We start from the raw sequence: 19,393 nt of genomic DNA on the forward strand, positions 1-19,393 counted from the left end.
GCCGCTACAACTGACTCTCGATCGCGGCTTTATCGATGACCGACCAGACTTGCTGGATCTTGCCGTCACCAAACTCGTAGAAGACGTTCTCGGAAAACTCCACCCGTTTTCCTTGCACGGGAAGCCCAAGTAACATGCCGATGGGTGTGCAGTCAAAATGCAATCGGCTTGCGATATGTGGCGGCTCGCAAACCAGCATCTGAATCTCGAAGTGCAGGTCGGGAATTTCGCGGAAGTCTCTTTCCAGCATCTCGCGATAGCCGGACAAACCGATTCGTTGGCCGTTGTACTTCACGTCTTCGCCAACGAAGTCTCGCAGCTTTGACCAGTCCTGCATGTTCAGGCAGGCGATATAGCCGCGGTAGAGTTCCGACAGATTGAATTCGCTCATCGCAATCGTCTTCCATGCTTCAGTGGATAAGCCGATTGTCGGCGATCCGAGACTTTGCGTTGCACGGCTGCCAGGGATTTTCGTCGGAAGCCGCAACTATCCGTTGCAGTCGAACAACCTCGATGCGCGCCGCATCACCCTCGCACGCATGCCAGAAACCCCTCCAGACAAACCCGGATTGCTGCGCCGATTTCCCCGCTGCTATCGTTCGCTGGACAGTGTGGAAGCGCTTCCACTTAAGCGTTCGCAGTAAGTCCGAACGCCAGCGCTCGAGTTCCACCACACCCGGTTCAACGACCTCATTGGCAGGAGAGAATCCGTGGTAAACGACGCATCCGCAGTCATCGACGCCGCCCGTCCAACCGCTCACGGCGACCCGCATACCGATCCATTCACACCGCCCGCCGATTCGTCGCTGTGGCGCCAGGATTTCCTGCTCGGCGCGGCCACCGCGTCGTATCAGATCGAAGGCGCGGTCAACGAAGACGGCCGCCTGCCGTCGATCTGGGACACGTTCTCGGCCACACCGGGCAAGGTGTTGGCCGGCGACACCGGCGCCGTCGCGTGCGATCACTACCATCGCTGGGAACAGGACGTCGACCTGCTCGCGGGCCTCGGCCTCGAAGCGTACCGGCTGTCGACCGCATGGCCGCGTGTGATGGACGAAAACGGCACGCCGAACCGCAAGGGGCTCGACTTCTACAAGCGCCTGCTCGGACGGCTCAAAGAGAAGAACATCACGACTTTCGTCACGCTTTATCACTGGGATCTGCCTCAGCATCTCGAGGATCGCGGCGGCTGGCTCAATCGCGAAACCGCGTACCGTTTCGTCGATTACGCGGATCTGATGAGCCGCGAGCTGCACGGCCTCGTCGATGCATGGGCGACGCTCAACGAGCCGTGGTGTTCGGCGTACCTCGGCTACGGCAACGGCCATCACGCGCCGGGACTCTCGAACCTGCGTTTCGCCGCGCAGGCCATGCATCATCTGCTGCTCGCGCACGGTCTCGCGATTCCGGTGCTGCGCGCGAACGATCCGCGCTCGCACAAGGGCATCGTCGCGAATGTCGGGCGCGGCACGCCGAATAGCGACAGCGCCGCCGACCGTCGCGCGGCCGAGCTGTTCGAAGTTCAGCACAACGCGTGGATTCTCGATCCGCTGTTCAAGGGCGAGTATCCGCAAGATCTGTTCGAGTTGTGGCCTGGCAGCGAGCCACTCGTGCTCGAAGGCGACATGCAGACGATCAATACGCCGCTCGATTTTCTCGGCATCAACTATTATTTCCGCACCAACGTGGCGAGCGATGGTGGGCACGGTTTCAAGGAGGTGTCGCTCGAGGGTGTCGAGCGCACGCAGATGGGCTGGGAGGTTTACCCTGACGGTCTTCGCGATCTGTTGACCGGTTTCAGGGATACCTATGCGAATCTGCCGCCGATCTACATCACCGAGAACGGCATGGCATCGGACGACAAGGTGATGGACGGCCGCGTCGAGGACACGCAGCGCATCTCGTTCCTGAAGCGCCATCTCGCCGCGGTCGATCAGGCGATCAAGGCGGGCGTCGACGTGCGCGGCTATTTCCTGTGGTCGCTGATGGACAACTTCGAGTGGGCTTTCGGCTATGAGCGGCGCTTCGGCATCGTGCACGTCGACTACCAAACGCAGAAGCGTACGGTCAAGCGCAGCGCGGAGCTGGTGTCGAAATTCCTCGAAGATCGCAACGCGCAAGCGCAATAAACACAATTAAAACGACGCAGCAACGATATAAAACCGGGTGGAGCTGATTGGTATTTCGACTTGACACACGGGCACTCAGCCTGGAGGAGACGGAATGAACAGCAACAGAATGGTCTTGCGAGGCGTAGTTGCGGCACTGGCGCTGTATGGCGTCGTCGCGCATGCGGAACCGCTCAAGGCTAACGTGATTCACTGGTGGACCTCGGGCGGCGAGTCGGCCGCGATTCGGCAGTTTGCCGTCGCGTACGACAAGGCCGGTGGCCAATGGGTCGACAACGCAGTCGCCGGCGGAGATCAGGCGCGTGCTACCGCGATCAACCGGATCGTCGGCGGTGATCCACCCACCGCCGCCCAGTTCAATACGTCGAAGCAGTTTCACGATCTGATCGACCAGGGACTCCTGAATAACGTCGACGACGTCGCCGCGAAAGAAAACTGGAACGGCATTTTCCCGCAGTCGATTCTCGACAGTATCCGCGTGAAGGGCCATTTCTACGCGGCGCCGGTCGACATTCATATGCCCGCGTGGTTCTTCTACTCGAAGCCGGTGTTCCAGAAAGCGGGCATCGCGAGCGAGCCCAAAAGCTACGACGAATTCATCGCGGATCTCGGCAAGCTGAAGAGCGCGGGCGTGATTCCGCTCGCGTTCGGCGGCCAGCCGTGGCAGGAGAAGATCACGTTCGACGCGGTGCTCGCCGATGTGGGCGGCCCGGACCTGTATATGAAGGTCTATCGCGATCACGATCAGAACGCGGTGAACTCCGATGCGTTCAAGAAGGTGCTCGTGTCGTTCAAGCGGCTGCACGATTTCGTCGATCCGGGCTCGCCTGGCCGCAACTGGAACGACGCGACCGCGCTCGTGACTTCGGGCAAGGCCGGCGTTCAGATCATGGGCGACTGGGCGAAGGGCGAGTTCGTCGCGGCGAATCAAACGGCGGGCAAGGACTTCGGCTGCTTCCCGGGCTTCGGTCCGCGTTCGCCGTATCTGGTCGCGGGCGACGTCTTCGTGTTCCCGAAGACCGACAGCGCGTCGGCGATCAAGGCGCAGAATCTGCTCGCCACGGTGATGACCTCGCCGTCCGCGCAGGTCGCGTTCAGCGCGAAGAAGGGCTCGATTCCGATCCGGTCTGACGTCGACGCAAGCAGCCTCGACATCTGCGCCAAGGAGGGCATCGCGATCATGAAGGACAAGTCGCGCCAGTTGCCGAATCCGGAAATGCTGCTGTCGCCCGATACGCAGGGTGCGCTGACTGACGTCGTGACGAACTTCTGGAACAAGAACGAGTCCGTCGACGACGCGCAGAAAGCGTTCGCCAGCGCGTTGAAGGGCTAGGCCTCGCCATGCACGCGCTCAAGCTGCCAGCCGAGGGTTCGAAGCCACAGGACAAGTCGCACCCCAAACCGCGAAACAAGCCGCTGAACCGGCGGTTTTCGATCGCGGTCTGGCTGGCCTTGCTGCCGATGCTCCTGACTGTCGTGTTCACGTACCTGGGCACGATGGTCTGGACCGCGCGCGTGTCGCTCAGCAATTCGCACACGTTTCCGTCGAACGACTTCGTGGGCTTCACGCAGTACGTGCGGCTCTTTCACAACGACCGCTGGTTGACGTCGCTGCAGAACATCGTGATCTATGGCGCGTGTTTCATCATCGCGTGCATGGTGATCGGCTTGCTGCTGGCGATCTTTATCGATCAGCGCGTGGTCGCGGAAGGCGCGTTGCGCACGGTGTTTCTGTATCCGTACGCGATGTCGTTCGTCGCGACCGGGCTCGTGTGGCAATGGATCCTGAATCCCGCGCTGGGTGCGCAGCAGGTGCTGCGCAATCTCGGCTTCGCGCATGCGCGCTTCGACTGGATCGTCGATCAGGACTGGGTCATCTACACGATCGTGATCGCGACCGTGTGGCAGGCTTCGGGCCTCGTGATGGCGCTGTTGCTCGCGGGCCTGCGCGGCATCGACGAAGAGTTGTGGAAAGCCGCGCGCATCGACGGCATTCCTCGCTGGCGCGTGTACGCGAGCATCGTGGTGCCGATGCTCGGACCGTCGATCTCGACCGCGTTCGTGCTGCTGTTCGTGATGGTCGTGAAGCTGTACGACGCGGTCGTCGCGATGACGCAGGGCGGCCCCGGCACCGCGAGCGAAGTGCCGGCCAAATTCATCATGGACTATCTGTTCGGGCGCGCGAACATCGGCCTTGCGTCGGCTGCATCGATCGTGCTGCTCGCGACGGTGCTGGCGGTGCTCGCGCCGTTCTTCTATGCACGCAGCCGTGCAGCGCTGCGCGGGGAGAGAGGATGAACACGCTCGATTCCACGCTCAAAGGCGGCATGCCGCATCGCGCGCGCACGCGGCCCCGCCGCTCGGCGTTTTCGCCGGCGCGGCTCGGCATCTACGTGTTTCTGCTCACCGCGGCGGTGTTCTTTCTGCTGCCGCTCTACGTGATGCTGGTCACGTCGGTCAAACCGATGAGCGAGATCCGCCTCGGCAATCTGCTCGGCTTGCCGATGCATTTCACGCTCGACGCGTGGAGCGCCGCATGGCAGTCGGCCTGCACCGGGCTCGATTGCAACGGCATTCGCGTCGGCTTCTGGAACTCGGTACGCATCGTCGTGCCAAGCACGGTGCTGTCGATCATGGTCGGCGCGGTGAACGGCTACGCGCTGTCGTTCTGGCGGCCGCGCGGCGCGGGTCTGCTGTTCGGCGTGCTGCTCGTCGGCGCGTTCATTCCAGTGCAGGTAATGATCTATCCGCTCGTGCGCGTGCTCGCGAGCGTGCATCTGTTCAGCTCGCTGCCGGGCATCGTGCTGATCCATACGATGTTCGGCATGCCGGTGATGACGCTGCTGTTCCGCAACTACTACGCGTCGATTCCGCAGGAGCTGTTCAAGGCCGCGCGCATCGACGGCGGCAGCTTCTGGCGCATCTTCTTTCAACTGATGCTGCCGATGTCGACGCCGATCATCGTCGTCGCGCTGATCATGCAGGTCACGAACATCTGGAACGACTTCATTCTGGGCCTTGTGTTCGCTGGCACGAAGAATCTACCGATGACGGTGCAGTTGAACAACATCATCAACACGACGACCGGCGAGCGGCTCTACAACGTCAATATGGCGGCGACGATCCTGACGTCGCTGGTGCCGCTCGCGGTTTACTTCATTTCGGGCCGCTGGTTCGTGCGCGGCATTGCGTCGGGCGCCGTCAAGGGGTAGGGCATGGCAAACATGGCTAATACGATCGATGCGGCCGGCGTGCCGGGTGCAAGCGCTGACGTTGACTCCGACGCCGCGGCGCTCACGCATCCGGCCAATGTGGCGGTCCGCAATCTGACGATTCGCCTCGGTTCGAACACGGTGATCGAGAACCTCGATCTCGACGTGCTTGCCGGCGAGTTCGTCGTGCTGCTGGGGCCGTCGGGTTGCGGCAAGTCCACGCTGTTGCACAGCATCGCGGGATTGATCGATGTCAGCGACGGCAGCATCGAGATCGCCGGCGAGGACATGACGTGGGCCGATCCGAAGGATCGCCGCATCGCGCTGGTGTTCCAGTCGTACGCGCTGTATCCGACCATGAGCGTCGAGCGCAACCTGTCGTTCGCGCTGCGCATCAACGGCACGCCGAAGGCGGACATCGCGCGGCGTGTCGCCCGCGCGTCGGAGATGCTGCAACTGGGGCCGCTGCTCAAGCGCAAGCCGTCGCAGTTGTCGGGCGGACAGCGGCAGCGCGTCGCGATCGGCCGCGCGATCGTGCGCGAGGCCGACGTGTTCCTGTTCGACGAACCGCTGTCGAACCTCGACGCGAAGCTGCGCACCGAACTGCGCCGCGAACTGAAGCAGCTGCATCACAGCCTGGGCGCGACGATGATCTACGTGACGCACGACCAGGTCGAGGCGATGACGCTCGCGACGCGCATGGCCGTGATGCGCGGCGGCGTGATCCAGCAGTTCGGCACGCCGGCCGAGGTCTATGCGCGGCCGAACAATCTGTTCGTGGCGACCTTCCTCGGCTCGCCGGCGATGAATCTGCTGAGGGGCACGCTCGAGACGCGCGACGGCGCGCTCCACTTCTGCTCCGGGCATGCGCAAATCGACGTGTCGGCGTACGCGTTCAAGGGGGCGCCCGCGCATGGCGTGCGCTGCGTCCTCGGCGTGCGCGCCGAAGACGTGCATATCACGGAAGGCGCCAGCGAGCGCGCGAAAGTTTCGCTAATGGAGCCGATGGGCAACCACCGCGTGATCTGGCTCGACTATCATGGCGAACAGATCGCGTCGATCGATCAGACCAGAGCGCCGATTGCGGAGGATGACACCGTGGCGTTCTCGTTCGACGCCGCGCATGTCTCGCTATTCGACGAAGCGAGCGGCGCGCGCTTATAACGCCGCGGCGCGTCACGCGCGAAGCGGCTCGTCGAGACAGGCTTGATGGAGAACCGCGTGGCAACACTCAAGGACGTCGCGGAACTGGCCGGCGTGGGCATGTCGACCGCCTCACGAGCCATTTCCGGCAAGGGACCGATTTCCGCCGATGCCGCGGCGCGCGTGAAGGCGGCGATCGAGGCGCTGAATTTCCGCCCGTCGTCGATCGGCCGGGCGATGGCGACGCAGCAGCTCGGCATCATCGGCATCTTCGTGCCTACTTTTTTCGGTTCCTACTACGGCACCATTCTGAAGCAGACCGACACCGAGCTGCGCGCGGTGGGGCGCCATGTCGTGGTCGCGACCGGTTGCGGCGAGGTGTCGCCGCGCGAGCAGGCGATCGAGGCAGTGCGCTTTTTGATCGGCCGCGATTGCGATGGCGTGGTCGTGATCAGCCACGATCTGCACGACGAAGACCTGATCATGCTGCATGGCATGCATCCGAAGATGGTGTTCCTGAATCGCGCGTTCGAGCAGTTGCCCGAGGCGTCGTTCAGCGCGGATCATCGGCGCGGCGGCGAACTCGCGGCGCGCACGCTGCTCGATCACGGGCATCGCGACATCGCGGTGATTTCCGGGCCCGCTACCGCGTCGGACAACGTGATGCGGATCGACGGCTTTTTCGCCGAGCTCGCGCGAGCCGGCATTGCGCGCGACGACGTCACGCTGATCGAATCCGACTTTTCGCCCGAAGGCGGCTACGCGGCCGCGCAGAAGCTGCTCGAGACGCAGCGGCGCGTGACCGGCCTGTTCTGCGCGAACGACACGATGGCGGTCAGCGTGCTCGCGCGCTTTCACCAGGCGGGCATTTCGGTGCCGCACGACATTTCCGTGATCAGCTACGACGACGACTACTCGGCCGCCTACGCGGCGCCCGGGCTCACGTCGGTGCATATTCCAACCGGGGAACTTACGCAAAACGCGGTGCGCTGGCTCATCAACCAGTGTTACGGCACCACCTGGGAGATCTTGCGCGAGTTTCCGCTCAGCGTGACGATGCGCGAATCGGTCGGGCCAGCGCCGATGCCGAAGAAAAATACGCGCGGCGCAAAGCGGTAGAAGGGTTTGCCTAATCGTGGCGCTCTGATGCCTGGCGCGCGGACGCGCGCCGTGGCGGCTGTCGTATGCGGGCGGTGTGCAGACCTGCGAACGGACTAGGGGCGCGGCTGCCAACAATGCGCGGCGGGGGTTTTCCTTGAAGTCCAACGGATATTTCCGCGCGGTTTTTCACGCGCGGCATGGTGCGCCTATTCGCGTTTTCACTTGCGTATCGACGATCTTTTTCAGGCTCCCGTAATCCTTCGCAATAGTGCTTTGCGGTTTTCCCTCATTAAACTTACTTCAAATTTCTTTACACTTCCCGGTAACAAGTTGTTACGGGGTGAGTGTGATGTTGGCCATCTTTCTGATCGCCTGTCCGATCTGCATCGCTGCGCTGTTCGGTTTCGCGCGCCATGTGGACCCGCAGACAGGGCAATTCAAACGGTAGATCTTCTTCGCGCGTTTTTTCCGCGGCTGCGCCGTGGAGATTTTCGCTTTGCGATTAACGTCCGTTAGTTTGTTGTGCGCTTGAAAGGAGCAATCGTTTGCGTTCTTTCGGTTTGCTTTCTCGTTTTCGTCAATAGCCCGTTCTCCCTTTCATAAGTCTTGCCTTGGCGCGCCAGTTCGCGGCACGATGCGCGATTACTTTCGTTTTAGGTCAGCATCGCGTATGCAAGATTCTCTGCAAAAAATGGCGGCGCGTGCCAGCGTGCTGAAGGGCGTTCTTCCTTTGAGCCGGATTGCGGCGGCGCGCGATGCGCTGGCCGGTGTGCAGCTTGCGTCGATGGATATTCCGCAGGTCCTCGGCTATGCGCGCATTGCCGGCATGCCGGCCGTCACCGGGCTCTACACGGTGTTCCTGCCGCTCGTCGCGTTCGCGTTCTTCGGTGCCTCGCGGCATCTGGTCGTCGCCGCCGATTCGGCCACCGCGACGATCTTCGCGAGTCGTCTTTCGACGATGGCGCCCGCGTCGAGCGCCGAGTATGCGGCGCTCGCGGCGATGGTCGCGTTGCTGACGGCCGCGTTGCTGCTCGTCGCGCGCATCTTCAAGCTCGGCTTTCTCGCCGATTTCCTGTCGCGTACGGTGCTGGTCGGCTTTCTTGCGGGCGTCGGCGTGCAAGTCGGCATCGCGATGCTCGGCGACATGCTCGGCGTGCCCGGACATGCGGCGAGCAGCGTGAAACAACTGCTGCTCGTCGTGAGCGACGCCGCGCAGAGCAATCGGCCGACACTGGCGATCTCGCTGCTCGTGGTGACCGCGATTCTCGTCTGCAAACGTTTCTGGCCGCGCCTGCCGGTGCCGTTGGTCGCGGTCGTCGCGGGCATTGCCGCGAGCGATGTGTTCGGCTTCGCCGCGCACGGCATCTCCATCCTCGGACCGGTGGAGGGCGGATTGCCGCCGCTGCGGATTCCGTCGGTGACGTGGCAGCAGATGCTCGATCTCGTGCCGGTCGCGGCGTCGTGCTTCGTGATGATCGTCGCGCAAAGCGCCGCGGCGAGCCGGGTGTTCGCCGACCGTTATCACGAGCCGGTCGATACCAACGCAGACCTGCTCGGCATCGCGGCCGCCAACGCGGCGGCGGCGTTTTCCGGCGCGTTCGTCGTCAACGGCAGCCTGACGCAGACCGCGATGGCCGATCGCGCCGGCACGCGCAGCCAGTTCGCGCAGCTCGTGTTCGCGGCGGTCGTGGTGGTCGTGCTGCTGTTTTTCAGCCGCTATCTGCAGTATCTGCCGCACTGCATTCTCGCGAGCATCGTGTTTACGATCGCGGTCGGCCTGATCGATCTGCAGTCGCTCTTTTCGATTCGCCGCGAAAGTCCCGGCGAATTCGCGCTAGCCTTGTTCACGGCGGCGGCGGTCGTGCTGATCGGCGTCGAGCACGGCATTCTGGTCGCCGTCGCGTTGTCGTTGCTGCGTCACGTGCGACACAGCTACCGCCCCCACACGATGATGCTCGCGCCCAACGGCGACGGCATGTGGGTGCCGGTGCCGGCGGTGCCCGGCGTGGAGACCGCGCCGGGGTTGATCGTCTATCGTTTCGGCGCCGATCTGTTCTATGCGAACGATCATTTTTTCGTCGACGATACGCGCCGCCTGATCGATCACGCACCGAACGCCGTGCGCTGGTTCGTCGTCGATGCGAGCGCGATTACGGATGTCGATTATTCGGCGGCGCGCTCGGTGGGCGAGTTGTGCTCGGCGCTCAAGCGCAATGGGATCGAGGTGGTCTTTGCGCGAGTGAATCGCTATTTGCGCTCGGATATGGATCGGCATGGAATCACGCCGATCGTCGAGGAGCGCTGTATTTTCGGCACGCTGCATGAGGCGCTGAGCATGGCGGGAGTGGAGAATCCGCATGAGCAGGTTAAGGGGGCGCCATAACAGGCCCTGGCTTCGCACTGAGGCGGCGCATGCCGCGAACACCGCCTCGGACGGGCAAATTGCCAGCAAACGTTGTCTGCGCCTCATTTGTTGTCGCTTGCCTCGATTATTCTGACCTTCCGCTTCGACTAGCAGATATCGATTACAGGAACATGAACAGCTTTGATTCGACCATCGAAACATATCTGTCCAGCATACACTTCGGTCATTTCGCGACCCAATCGATACAAGCCATCGCCGACCTCTACACCTTTAAAGGCCTGGTACTGATTGCCGTGCTTTGGTGGATCTGGTTTCAGCAAGACGGGCGCCCCGAATGGCGGCGCGAAATAGTTCTCGCGACGCTTCTCAGCGGTGTCGTGGCGCTCTTCGTCGGAAGGCTGCTGGCTCACTGGTTGCCATTTAGAGTGCGTCCCATCTATAGCGCCGAACTTCATCTGCAGTTCGCGAGCGGCGCGACCCAGGCTGCGCATTTGTCAGACTGGAGTTCGTTCCCAAGCGATCACGCCATGCTATGGATGGCCATCGCCACCGGCATCTTCCTCGTGTGGCGGGGCATCGGCGTGCTGGCGCTTCTCTATACCGCGCTCTTCATTTGCCTTCCGCGGGCCTATCTCGGCTTTCACTATCCGACCGATTTGTTGGTAGGGGGCGCCGTGGGCATCGTGATTACCTTGGTCCTGACTCGAGATGCGATCCGCGCGCGCTACGCGACCCCGGCGCTGCGATGGATCGAACGCCATCCGGGACCTTCTGCAATGCTGGCCTTCATTTTGTGTGTCGAACTCGTCACGCAGTTCGAGGAACTGCGTGCTCTGGCGTGCGGAGTGTTCAAACATCTATGACCCGCGCGGAGCGCCACGGCGCATGCCGATATTCTTGAGGTTCGCCCTGGCGCCGCTTTTCAGTGAGCTGAGATTAGCGAGCACACTCTATTGCCATCTTATGCAATATTCTGTCTAATGAATTCAGAATAAAACGTCCGATTTATTCGGCTCGCTGACTTAGTCGACGGGGTTCACTTCATGTACTCTCTGCTGCCGCTCAAGGCCCAGGTGCGCCGTTACGCGCGAACGCTCGCCGGGTATTTTCCAGCTCCATTTTCACGCGACGAATCAAGCAGTGTCGACATCCTCGGTGTCATGACCCCCGGGCTGCTGAACGGGAACACCCTGCTGAACCTCAACTACGGCGAAGTGGACCACTTCACCGGCAAAACCCGCGCGACGGGCACCTTATTCGTCGCAATTGGCGACGACTTCGTGCGCGTCGCCACTTCGGTCAAAAGGCAAACCGGCGAGCGGGCCGTGGGCACGGTACTCGACCGCTCGCATCCCGGCTATCGGATGCTGCGCGGGGGGCAACCCTACACCGGTTACGCGACGCTATTCGGCAAGCAATACATGACACGGTACGAGCCGATCCGGGACAGTTCTGGCGAGGTAATCGGCGCGCTGTATGTCGGCCTCGACGTCAGTGAGGTGCGGAACCTGTCGATCGGAGCCAGACTCGCGCTGCTTACCCTGGCCGCCAATACCGTACTTCTGCTGGGCTATGGTCGACTGCTGGAGGCCGTGATCCCCCCCGACCGAGCGAGCCCGGGAGCGGCGTTGCCCGCCTTCCTGCAAACCGGGGTGATCGGCTTCGGGCTACTCGGCGCGCTGCTGGTCAGCGCGCTGGTCTTCGTGACGACCCGGCGCGGTCTCGGCATGCAACTGCTCGAAGCGAAGGCCGCCGCCGAAAAACTCGCGGCCGGCGATTTGACCGCGCAAGTTCATGTCAGCCGGCGCGACGAACTGGGCCAGTTGATGCAGGCAATGAACGGCATCAGTGTCGGTTTGGCCTCGGTAGTCGGCAACGTCCGACGTGCCTCCGATATGATCGCGCTGGGCGCGCGCGAAATTGCGGCCGGCAACGCGGAGCTTTCGTCCCGCACCGAGGCGCAGGCTGGCTCGCTCGAGGAAACCGCATCGACGATGGAACAATTGACGGCGATGGTCCGCGCCAATGCCGAACGCGCTTCGCACGCCAACCAACACATCGCCTCGGCCTCCGATCTCGCGGTCAAAGGCGGCACCGTGGTGGGGCATGTGGTGACCACCATGTCGTTGATCCGCGGCAGTTCACACAAGATCGTCGACATCATTAGCATGATCGACTCAATAGCCTTTCAGACCAATATCCTGGCTTTGAACGCGGCCGTCGAGGCAGCACGCGCCGGCGACCAGGGACGCGGCTTTGCGGTCGTCGCCGCCGAGGTGCGCAGCCTGGCACAACGCAGCGCCATGGCCGCCAAGGAAATCAAGGCGCTGATCACCGACTCGGTCGGCAACGTCAATGCAGGCGGCGAACTGGTCGACCAGGCTGGCCGGGACATGACCGAAATCGTCACGGCTGTCGATAGTGTGGTCACTTTGATGGGTGAGATTACCCACGCGAGCAACGAGCAAAGTACCGGCATCGGCGAAGTCAACCGCGCGATCGGGCAGATGGACGAGATGACCCAGCAGAACGTTGCTCTGGTGGAGCAGGTGGCAGCCGCGGCAGCCAGCATGCAAGAACAGGCGTCCACATTGGAAGATGCCGTGCAGGTCTTTCGGCTGGTAGGCGACGGGCAAACTGACATTCGCCCCATACGGTGAGCGCTGCGCGCGAGGTGCACGCAGGCGTTTCTCGCACTTTCCTGCACTAGAATGGGTTATTGCCGACGTCGTAGACGTATCTGGTCAGCCCGACGTGCGGGATTCTCTTTGGAGGAATGCCATGCCGACTTACCGGTACAGGTGTGAGAAGTGCGGTGAGATGTTCGAACATGCCGAGCATCTTGCTGAACATGAAAACGCTCATCCGGCTTGCCCAAAGTGCGGGAGCGAGAAGGTTCTGCACATACCCACGCCATTTGTGCCGAAAACCTCCAGAAAGAGCTGAAACCTGTCTGATCGGGCGACGGCAAAATCCGGGCCATTTGCAGCCGTTGCCCATGCTTTCGCGCGGACATTCGTGCGTCGGTTCTGCCATGCCGGCGGATCTACGCTCGCCGATCCTCCCGTCGCCTTGTGGGATGGCGTAAGCCGGTTGCCGACTGTGCGGCGCGTGTTTATCAGGAGCCTGAAACGGGATGTCACACCAAAAACGCCGACTCGTTTGAAATCCTATGCGCATCTGCGAGACGTGAGCCGACTTGCGCTCCAGACTCGGGCCGTTTCAACCTCGTGCCTGCTCACGGGCAGCAAGACGAAGGAGATTGGGTATCTCGATGGGAGCGTGCAAATCTGGAAATAGCCAGTACGTGCTGCCAGATTGACGGCGCGGTACGCATGATAGGCAACGTCATTTGCGCGTGGTTGCCGTTATGCGGTTGTTTAACTTCAACGGTGCGTAGTTTCCATCCGCTGACCGTCACGGGTCGGGGTGTAGGCTGGCGTAAGAATGGATCACGCGCAGCGCGTCGAGCGTATTCTATGAAGCTTCTTGCCGAATTCGTCGGTAGGCCGTGAGGGTCCCATGGATACGACAGAGCGGATCATCAAGTGGCGCGATCAGCGGCATGCAGACGGTGTCGGCAGCGAACCTCGCAATCCGCTGCCCGCGGTGTGCGACGTATCGGTGACGAACGTTTGCAACGCCGCATGCGACTTCTGCGGGTTCTCTCGCGAGAAAAATCTGGCGGGGCCACGTCGCTATCTCGACCCTGATGAGTTCGCGCGCGCACTGCCGATCCTGCGCAGACGCCGGATTCGTTACATGACGCTGCAGGGAGGCGAGCCGCTGGTTCATCCCGAGATCGCATCGCTCGTGGCTTCGGCCACCAAGGCCGGCATGCAGTGCGGCGTGATCACGAACGGCTGGTTTCTTCCCCGCTACATCAAGCCACTGGCGGCGGCCGGCCTCAGGCGTCTGCTGATTTCCATCGATAGCGCGGACATGCGCGAGCATGAGCGCAATCGCGGTCTGCGCGGTCTCGAGGCCCGCATCCGCGAGGGCATCACTCAGGCCCATAGCTTCGGCATCGAGGTCTGCGCATCGATTACGGTGAGCCGACTGGTCCGTTACGAGTTGCTTCCCGAGACGCTCAACCGCCTTGGCTTCGATGCCGTCGTTTTTTCCTATCCACGGCGCGAGGCGTTTGGATCTACATCGCTTGTTTACGACGAAGAATCGAAACTCGTCGACCTGAACGCCGACGAACTACTCGAAGCGTTGAGCGCAATCGCGCGCCTCAAGAAGCATTTCCGTGTCATGGACCCGAGCGCTGCGCTGGCCGAGGTCGCGCGTTTCGTGCGCGGCGAACAGCAACTGGTTCCATGCATCGGTGGCAGCAAGTACTTTTATATCGACTGGAACCTCGATGTTTGGCGTTGCGAGGCGTGGCCTGAGCCGATGGGCTCCGTCTTCGACCTCGACCGCCTGCCCGATCAACGGCAACCCTGCAATGACTGCATGATGGGATGCTACCGGCATGCCAGCATTCTGATGCACGGTGCCGTCGCCGTGACCGACTCGGTGTACGCGCTGGGCAAGGGGCAGCTTCGGGCTGCTGTGGGCTTGTTGTTCCAGCGCAGCGTTGCGTATTCGCTGTGGGCGCTTTCAGTCGAAGAATTGCCTCGGGCGGCGCTCATCTCGTTCGCAAGACGGACTGGCCAACGCCGTTCTACGCCGCAAACTGAATGAGCTCGATTTCCGCGGCTGAGGTCCCTGGGGGGAGACGGCTCGCCCAGTCGAACGCCCGTCCGCGTTACTCCACCGGCGGAACCGCGCCTCCCGACAAGGTCTCGATGAGGGCTTTAGATGATTGCGGGCAAGCCGCTTTCACCGCCGAACCCATCGGCCGTGCTCGGCATCGGAAGCGAGAAAACTGTCATTGGACCGATTCCATTGCCTAAGATCAAGCTACGCGCTCCGTGAGGAAAGCACCGCGGCTCGCGAACGGCTTTATTGTCGCGCTCCCCTTTTTCCGCGCGACTTTTCCACAAGGAGGTCACGATGAAATCAGAGGACAAGGGCGACGTGCGCGCTTTCGTGCAAACGGCCGAGCAGAGTGGCGAGCATGTCTGGGTAATCACGCTGGTCGACTTCGCGGCCCGTGAGGTCAAACGTTCGCTCGTTTCGGACGAGACGTATGCGACCTCCGCCGCTGCCAGAGATGCCGGCGAGGCTCATTTGAAGGCACTGGAGCAAGACCGCTAGGTCCACGCACCGCCGCCTTGCTTTCGCGCGTGGACGTACTAACGTTGGACTATAAGTACACGGGCGGTAATGGGGCGGAAGAGGGCAAAGTTCATGGCCAGTACGCAAGGAACCACCGGATCGCCGTTTGCGGCGTCCGTCGAAGCGGGCAGCTATCGCGTCACGCGACCACAAAGCGCAAGCGATGTGATCGGCCTGCTGCAAGCGCGCGATATTCAGATCGTCGATCTGAAATTCACCGACTTGCCCGGACTCTGGCAGCATTTTTCGATCACGCTTCCCGAGGTTCACGACGACCTGTTCAGCGCCGGCATCGGTTTCGATGGTTCATCGATCCGCGGCTTTCAGGAGATCCACGAGTCCGACATGCTGCTGCGGCCTGACCCGGCAACGGCCTTCGTCGACCCGGCTTGCGGCACGCCGACGCTGTCGATCATTTGCGACGTCGTCGATCCCGTGCTGCGGCAGCCGTATTCGCGCGATCCGCGCTACGTGGCGAAAAAGGCGGAGAACTATCTGCGCCAGACGGGCATCGCGACGACGTGTTATTTCGGGCCGGAGCTCGAATTCTTCATCTTCGACTCCATCCGCTTCGGCCAGGATCAGCACTGCGGCTACTACTACGTCGAGTCGGGCGAGGGCGACTGGACCACCGGTCGCGACGAAGGCGCATACGGCGGTGGCAACCTCGGCTACAAGCAGCGCTACAAGGAGGGCTATTTCCCGGTGCCGCCTCATGACACGCTGCAGGAGATCCGCTCGGAAATCGCGCTGACGCTCCAGCAGGCGGGCGTACAGATCGAAGTGCATCACCACGAAGTTGCGACCGCGGGACAGAACGAGATCGACATGCGCTTTGCGACGCTGACCCGCATGGCCGACAACGTGATGATCTACAAGTACATCTGCAAGAACGTCGCGCGTCGGCACGGCAAGGTTGCAACCTTCATGCCGAAGCCGCTGTTCGCCGACAATGCGAGCGGCATGCATTGTCACCAGAGCCTGTGGAAAGACGAACAGAACCTCTTTTACGACGCGGGCGGCTGGGCGCTGACTTCGGACCTGTGCCGCTGGTACATCGGCGGATTGCTCCAGCACGCACCCGCGCTGATGGCCTTCTGCGCGCCGACGACGAATTCATACAAACGCCTGGTACCGGGATATGAGGCGCCCGTCAATCTGGCGATGTCGCAGCGCAACCGGTCGGCCGCGGCGCGCATTCCGATGTATTCGGATTCGGCGAACGCGCGGCGCGTCGAATTTCGCTGTCCGGACCCGTCGGCCAATGCATATCTTGCTTTCGCCGCGATGCTGATGGCCGGCCTCGACGGCATTGAAAACAAGACCGATCCCGGCGAGCCGCTCGACCGCAATATCTACGATCTGCCGCCCGAAGAAGCGCGCAATATACGGCAGGTGCCGGGCTCCCTCGACGCGGCGCTGGCGGCGCTCGAAACCGATAACACGTTCCTGCGCAAAGGCGATGTCTTTACCGACGACGTGATCCAGACCTGGATCGACTACAAGCGCAGCCGCGAGATCGACACCATCAAATTGCGTCCGCATCCATGGGAGTTTTATCTGTACTTCGATATCTAGACGAACAACGCAGGCGGTGACTCGGTCTTGGTACGAGAGCGCCTCGATGCGAGCGCCTCGCGACTCAATCGTCCGCGAAAAAATGGCCGATGAAAATGCAGCCAGCCGCGAGCGCGGCGCCCAGAGCCGCGACCGTATAAGCCAGCCGGGCACCGTGCCACAAGCTATCGAACCATTGATGCAACTGCGCCATCAGTACCGCCGCGTTGCCGCCGATCTGCTGTAGCTCGATCTGATAGCGCGGATCGATCATGCCGTACATCGCGACCGCGCTATCGGGCGGCGGCACGCTCACGTAGATGAGCACCGCGGCGATCAGGCTGGCGACCAGGATCGCCGCGCCGGTGAGATAGAGCCGCTTTTGCAGCGGCGAGCGTTGGTTGAAAGAAGGTGCGTCGTGGTCGTTGCCGTTCATCGTTGCGTGGGTGGGTGCCGTCGTTGATGGAGCCGAACCGCCAGTATCGCAGAGCGCGGCCTCGGGCGACCCAGACGCGCCCGACCCACCTCAACTCTTCGACGTCAACAATTTGACCCCCGCAATGCCGAACATCACCGCGAGCGAGCCATCGAGCCAGCGCCGGATCGCGGTATAGACGCGGCGTGCGGACGCCGTCGAAAACAGCACCGCGTAGCTGCTGAATACCGTCGCGCCGATCACCATGCAGCCCAGCACGACCGGCGTCACGTGCGCGGCGCCGTGTACCGGCGACATCGCGAGCGACACGATCGACAGCCACACCAGCACCGCTTTCGGATTCATGAGATGCAGCAAAAGGCCACGCAGATAGAGTCGCCCGAGCGGTTCGTCGACGCGCGCCGATGCAATGCAACGCGCCACGCAGCCGGTTGAATGAAGCAACGATTCTGCGCGCCGTCGCGCGCGACTCATAGATACAGTTGCGCGTACGTATGGCAGCACACTCGATTCGAACCCGAAGCGAACTCGCATCGAATGCGGCGTGCAAAGCGCTCAACCGTGCGCCGCGCTCGCAATACACTCCGCCAACGCATCGGCGACCACCGGCCGGCTATGCCGCGGCCGCAGCACGAGCCCGATCTCGCGCTCGAAGCTCGCATCGCCGAGTTCGAGTGCGACGACGCTCGCTGGCCATTTGCCGAGCCCGGCCGTATTCGGAATCAGCGCGACACCCATGCCGCGCGCGACCAGTTGCACGATCGCCTGCAATTCGTCGAGCTCGACCGCATCGCGCACGCCAAGGCGCGCGCGCCGCAGAAAACGGTCGACGAGCCGTCCGCCGAACGACGCGCGGTCGTAGCGGATGAACGGCTCGCTGCGCAGCAGTTCGCGCCACGAGCGGCCGCCGCGCGCAAGCTGTTTCGGCGCGAGCAGCACGAACGGTTCGGCGACGAGCGTGCGCCATTCGAGTTCCGACGGCAGCGCGAACGGCGGTTTGATGATGACGGCCAGATCGAGCTCGCCCGAGTCGACCTGGCCGAGCAGCCCCAGCGACACGCCCGGCACCACGCGAATCCGCCAGCCGGGACGGTCGTCGCGAAAGCGCGCGAGCGCGTCGGCGAGCAGCGACACCTGCGCGGACGCGATCGCGCCGACCCGCAGCATGCCGCTTTCGGCGGCGCCGCCGCTGCGCTCGGAGAGCCGCGCATAGAGCGTCATCATTTCCTCTGCGAGCGCGAGCGTTTCGCGGCCCGCCTCGTTGAGCGTCGCAGAGCGGCCGGTGCGGTCGAACAGCTGAAAGCCGAGTTCCTGTTCGAGCCGCTGCATCTGCGCGCTGACGGCCGATTGCGTGAGCCCGATGCGCGCGCCCGCGCCGGAGAACGTGCCGTACTGGCTGACGGCAATCAAGGTTTTCAACTCGCTGAGCATGATCGATCAATCGATTTTGGTGATGGTCAGGTCAAATATATATCGTTTCTCAACATTTTTATTCATGATTAAACTTTGCTTCAACTGAACCGGTTGCCAGTCGTGCCAGTCGTAACTCATCCTCACACCCACCCCAGCGAGTCTTCCTATCATGAGCGTTGCCGAAACCGCTTTGCCGCCGTTCCACCTGGCGTTTCCTGTTCATAGCCTCGCCGCCGCGCGCGAGTTCTACGGCGAATTGCTCGGCTGCCCGGAAGGGCGCAGTTCGGACGCATGGGTCGATTTCAATTTCTACGGTCATCAGATCGTCGCGCATCTGGCGCCGGACGAAGTCGGTCACCGTCATACCAGCGCAGTGGATGGCGACGCGGTGCCGGTGCGCCACTTCGGCGCGGTGCTGTCGATGGAGCAATGGCAGGCCGCCGCGGACAAACTGCAGAAGGCCGGCATCGAATTCATCATCGAGCCGCATGTGCGCTTCAAGGGCGAGGTCGGCGAGCAGGCGACGATGTTCTTCCTCGATCCGTCGGGTAATGCGCTCGAGTTCAAGGCGTTCGCCGATATGTCGTCGCTGTTCGCCAAATAAGCGTCGCGGGCGTTGACGCCACGATACGGATGACTGCAAATGAAGGCCGGTCGACCATTCAGGTCGACCGGCCTATTTTCGTGTGCGCCCAGCATGGGCGCACTCCTGGAGGTGCAAGTCCTCCCATAAGCTGACCACAGCGAATGAAGTGAAGCGCAACTGCGTAAGGGTGACCGAGCGTGGGGAGGAAGCGTGGAGCAAAGCCGT

General features: G+C 62.2%; 18 protein-coding genes and 1 pseudogene. 15 read left to right on the plus strand and 4 right to left on the minus strand.

What is annotated here, in order from left to right:
- Positions 1-4 precede the first annotated feature (4 nt).
- Positions 5-391 (minus strand): ester cyclase, encoded by a 387-nt coding sequence (locus F6X39_RS27650; RefSeq protein WP_187618921.1) that lies wholly within the window; start codon positions 389-391, stop codon positions 5-7.
- Between F6X39_RS27650 and F6X39_RS27655 the strand changes: the two genes are divergently transcribed.
- The 14 genes from F6X39_RS27655 to glnA all read left to right on the plus strand — a co-directional run bounded on the left by F6X39_RS27655 (position 378) and on the right by glnA (position 16,754).
- Positions 378-644 carry a hypothetical protein gene (locus F6X39_RS27655; protein WP_187618922.1) on the plus strand — a complete coding sequence of 89 codons (267 nt, stop codon included), beginning with the start codon at positions 378-380 and terminating at the stop codon, positions 642-644. The genes F6X39_RS27650 and F6X39_RS27655 overlap by 14 nt on opposite strands.
- A gap of 66 nt (positions 645-710) precedes the next feature.
- Positions 711-2,129, plus strand: coding sequence for a GH1 family beta-glucosidase (locus F6X39_RS27660; RefSeq protein WP_187618923.1), 1,419 nt, complete (start codon positions 711-713; stop codon positions 2,127-2,129).
- A gap of 94 nt (positions 2,130-2,223) precedes the next feature.
- The gene (locus F6X39_RS27665; protein WP_184040308.1) at positions 2,224-3,462 is read left to right on the plus strand and encodes an ABC transporter substrate-binding protein; all 1,239 of its coding nucleotides are present in this window, start codon (positions 2,224-2,226) and stop codon (positions 3,460-3,462) included.
- Positions 3,463-3,470: 8 nt separating this feature from the next.
- On the plus strand, positions 3,471-4,427 hold the full coding sequence (locus tag F6X39_RS27670) for a carbohydrate ABC transporter permease (protein ID WP_187618924.1): 957 nt from the start codon (positions 3,471-3,473) through the stop codon (positions 4,425-4,427).
- Positions 4,424-5,341, plus strand: coding sequence for a carbohydrate ABC transporter permease (locus tag F6X39_RS27675; protein WP_187618925.1), 918 nt, complete (start codon positions 4,424-4,426; stop codon positions 5,339-5,341). Before F6X39_RS27670 ends, F6X39_RS27675 begins: the two co-directional genes overlap by 4 nt.
- A gap of 3 nt (positions 5,342-5,344) precedes the next feature.
- Positions 5,345-6,505: an ABC transporter ATP-binding protein gene (locus F6X39_RS27680; RefSeq protein WP_187618926.1), complete on the plus strand. Its 1,161-nt coding sequence runs from the start codon at positions 5,345-5,347 to the stop codon at positions 6,503-6,505.
- Positions 6,506-6,550: 45 nt separating this feature from the next.
- Entirely contained in the window at positions 6,551-7,603 is a 1,053-nt protein-coding gene (locus tag F6X39_RS27685; RefSeq protein ID WP_184049508.1) for a substrate-binding domain-containing protein, read from the plus strand.
- 652 nt (positions 7,604-8,255) lie between these two features.
- Positions 8,256-9,968 carry a SulP family inorganic anion transporter gene (locus F6X39_RS27690; protein WP_187618934.1) on the plus strand — a complete coding sequence of 571 codons (1,713 nt, stop codon included), beginning with the start codon at positions 8,256-8,258 and terminating at the stop codon, positions 9,966-9,968.
- 152 nt (positions 9,969-10,120) lie between these two features.
- Complete coding sequence (locus F6X39_RS27695; RefSeq protein WP_187618927.1) at positions 10,121-10,813, plus strand: phosphatase PAP2 family protein; 693 nt, start codon at positions 10,121-10,123, stop codon at positions 10,811-10,813.
- A 180-nt stretch (positions 10,814-10,993) separates the two neighbouring features.
- On the plus strand, positions 10,994-12,610 hold the full coding sequence (locus F6X39_RS27700) for a methyl-accepting chemotaxis protein (RefSeq protein WP_187618928.1): 1,617 nt from the start codon (positions 10,994-10,996) through the stop codon (positions 12,608-12,610).
- A gap of 160 nt (positions 12,611-12,770) precedes the next feature.
- Entirely contained in the window at positions 12,771-12,896 is a 126-nt protein-coding gene (locus F6X39_RS27705; protein ID WP_409340077.1) for a zinc ribbon domain-containing protein, read from the plus strand.
- A gap of 576 nt (positions 12,897-13,472) precedes the next feature.
- On the plus strand, positions 13,473-14,639 hold the full coding sequence (locus tag F6X39_RS27710; RefSeq protein WP_187618929.1) for a radical SAM protein: 1,167 nt from the start codon (positions 13,473-13,475) through the stop codon (positions 14,637-14,639).
- Between the two features lie 312 nt (positions 14,640-14,951).
- Complete coding sequence (locus tag F6X39_RS27715; protein ID WP_090806402.1) at positions 14,952-15,155, plus strand: hypothetical protein; 204 nt, start codon at positions 14,952-14,954, stop codon at positions 15,153-15,155.
- Positions 15,156-15,248: 93 nt separating this feature from the next.
- Positions 15,249-16,754: a type I glutamate--ammonia ligase gene (gene glnA, locus F6X39_RS27720; RefSeq protein ID WP_187618930.1), complete on the plus strand. Its 1,506-nt coding sequence runs from the start codon at positions 15,249-15,251 to the stop codon at positions 16,752-16,754.
- Between the two features lie 64 nt (positions 16,755-16,818).
- Here the strand turns inward: glnA and F6X39_RS27725 are convergent, their stop codons facing one another.
- The 3 genes and pseudogenes from F6X39_RS27725 to F6X39_RS27735 all read right to left on the minus strand — a co-directional run bounded on the left by F6X39_RS27725 (position 16,819) and on the right by F6X39_RS27735 (position 18,600).
- Entirely contained in the window at positions 16,819-17,169 is a 351-nt protein-coding gene (locus F6X39_RS27725; RefSeq protein ID WP_187618931.1) for a hypothetical protein, read from the minus strand.
- A 90-nt stretch (positions 17,170-17,259) separates the two neighbouring features.
- Positions 17,260-17,577 (minus strand): annotated as a pseudogene (locus F6X39_RS27730) (LysE family transporter); the annotation flags it as partial.
- A gap of 147 nt (positions 17,578-17,724) precedes the next feature.
- Entirely contained in the window at positions 17,725-18,600 is an 876-nt protein-coding gene (locus F6X39_RS27735; protein WP_187618932.1) for a LysR family transcriptional regulator, read from the minus strand.
- A 151-nt stretch (positions 18,601-18,751) separates the two neighbouring features.
- Here F6X39_RS27735 and F6X39_RS27740 point away from each other — a divergent pair, with 151 nt between their 5' ends.
- A complete protein-coding gene (locus tag F6X39_RS27740) occupies positions 18,752-19,186 on the plus strand; it encodes a VOC family protein (RefSeq protein WP_008918388.1) in 435 nt (144 codons plus the stop codon).
- Positions 19,187-19,393: the final 207 nt, after the last annotated feature.

The organism is Paraburkholderia sp. UCT2, from assembly GCF_014397665.1.
Classification (GTDB): domain Bacteria; phylum Pseudomonadota; class Gammaproteobacteria; order Burkholderiales; family Burkholderiaceae; genus Paraburkholderia; species Paraburkholderia tuberum.

Coding starts and splice junctions, on each gene's coding strand:
- F6X39_RS27695 (WP_187618927.1), top strand. CDS start 10,121: ATGAACAGCTTTGATTCGACCATCGAAACATATCTGTCCAGCATACAC.
- F6X39_RS27650 (WP_187618921.1), bottom strand. CDS start 391: ATGAGCGAATTCAATCTGTCGGAACTCTACCGCGGCTATATCGCCTGC.
- F6X39_RS27710 (WP_187618929.1), top strand. CDS start 13,473: ATGGATACGACAGAGCGGATCATCAAGTGGCGCGATCAGCGGCATGCA.
- glnA (WP_187618930.1), top strand. CDS start 15,249: ATGGCCAGTACGCAAGGAACCACCGGATCGCCGTTTGCGGCGTCCGTC.
- F6X39_RS27700 (WP_187618928.1), top strand. CDS start 10,994: ATGTACTCTCTGCTGCCGCTCAAGGCCCAGGTGCGCCGTTACGCGCGA.
- F6X39_RS27670 (WP_187618924.1), top strand. CDS start 3,471: ATGCACGCGCTCAAGCTGCCAGCCGAGGGTTCGAAGCCACAGGACAAG.
- F6X39_RS27725 (WP_187618931.1), bottom strand. CDS start 17,169: ATGAACGGCAACGACCACGACGCACCTTCTTTCAACCAACGCTCGCCG.
- F6X39_RS27675 (WP_187618925.1), top strand. CDS start 4,424: ATGAACACGCTCGATTCCACGCTCAAAGGCGGCATGCCGCATCGCGCG.
- F6X39_RS27680 (WP_187618926.1), top strand. CDS start 5,345: ATGGCAAACATGGCTAATACGATCGATGCGGCCGGCGTGCCGGGTGCA.
- F6X39_RS27665 (WP_184040308.1), top strand. CDS start 2,224: ATGAACAGCAACAGAATGGTCTTGCGAGGCGTAGTTGCGGCACTGGCG.
- F6X39_RS27705 (WP_409340077.1), top strand. CDS start 12,771: ATGTTCGAACATGCCGAGCATCTTGCTGAACATGAAAACGCTCATCCG.
- F6X39_RS27735 (WP_187618932.1), bottom strand. CDS start 18,600: ATGCTCAGCGAGTTGAAAACCTTGATTGCCGTCAGCCAGTACGGCACG.
- F6X39_RS27715 (WP_090806402.1), top strand. CDS start 14,952: ATGAAATCAGAGGACAAGGGCGACGTGCGCGCTTTCGTGCAAACGGCC.
- F6X39_RS27740 (WP_008918388.1), top strand. CDS start 18,752: ATGAGCGTTGCCGAAACCGCTTTGCCGCCGTTCCACCTGGCGTTTCCT.
- F6X39_RS27685 (WP_184049508.1), top strand. CDS start 6,551: ATGGAGAACCGCGTGGCAACACTCAAGGACGTCGCGGAACTGGCCGGC.
- F6X39_RS27690 (WP_187618934.1), top strand. CDS start 8,256: ATGCAAGATTCTCTGCAAAAAATGGCGGCGCGTGCCAGCGTGCTGAAG.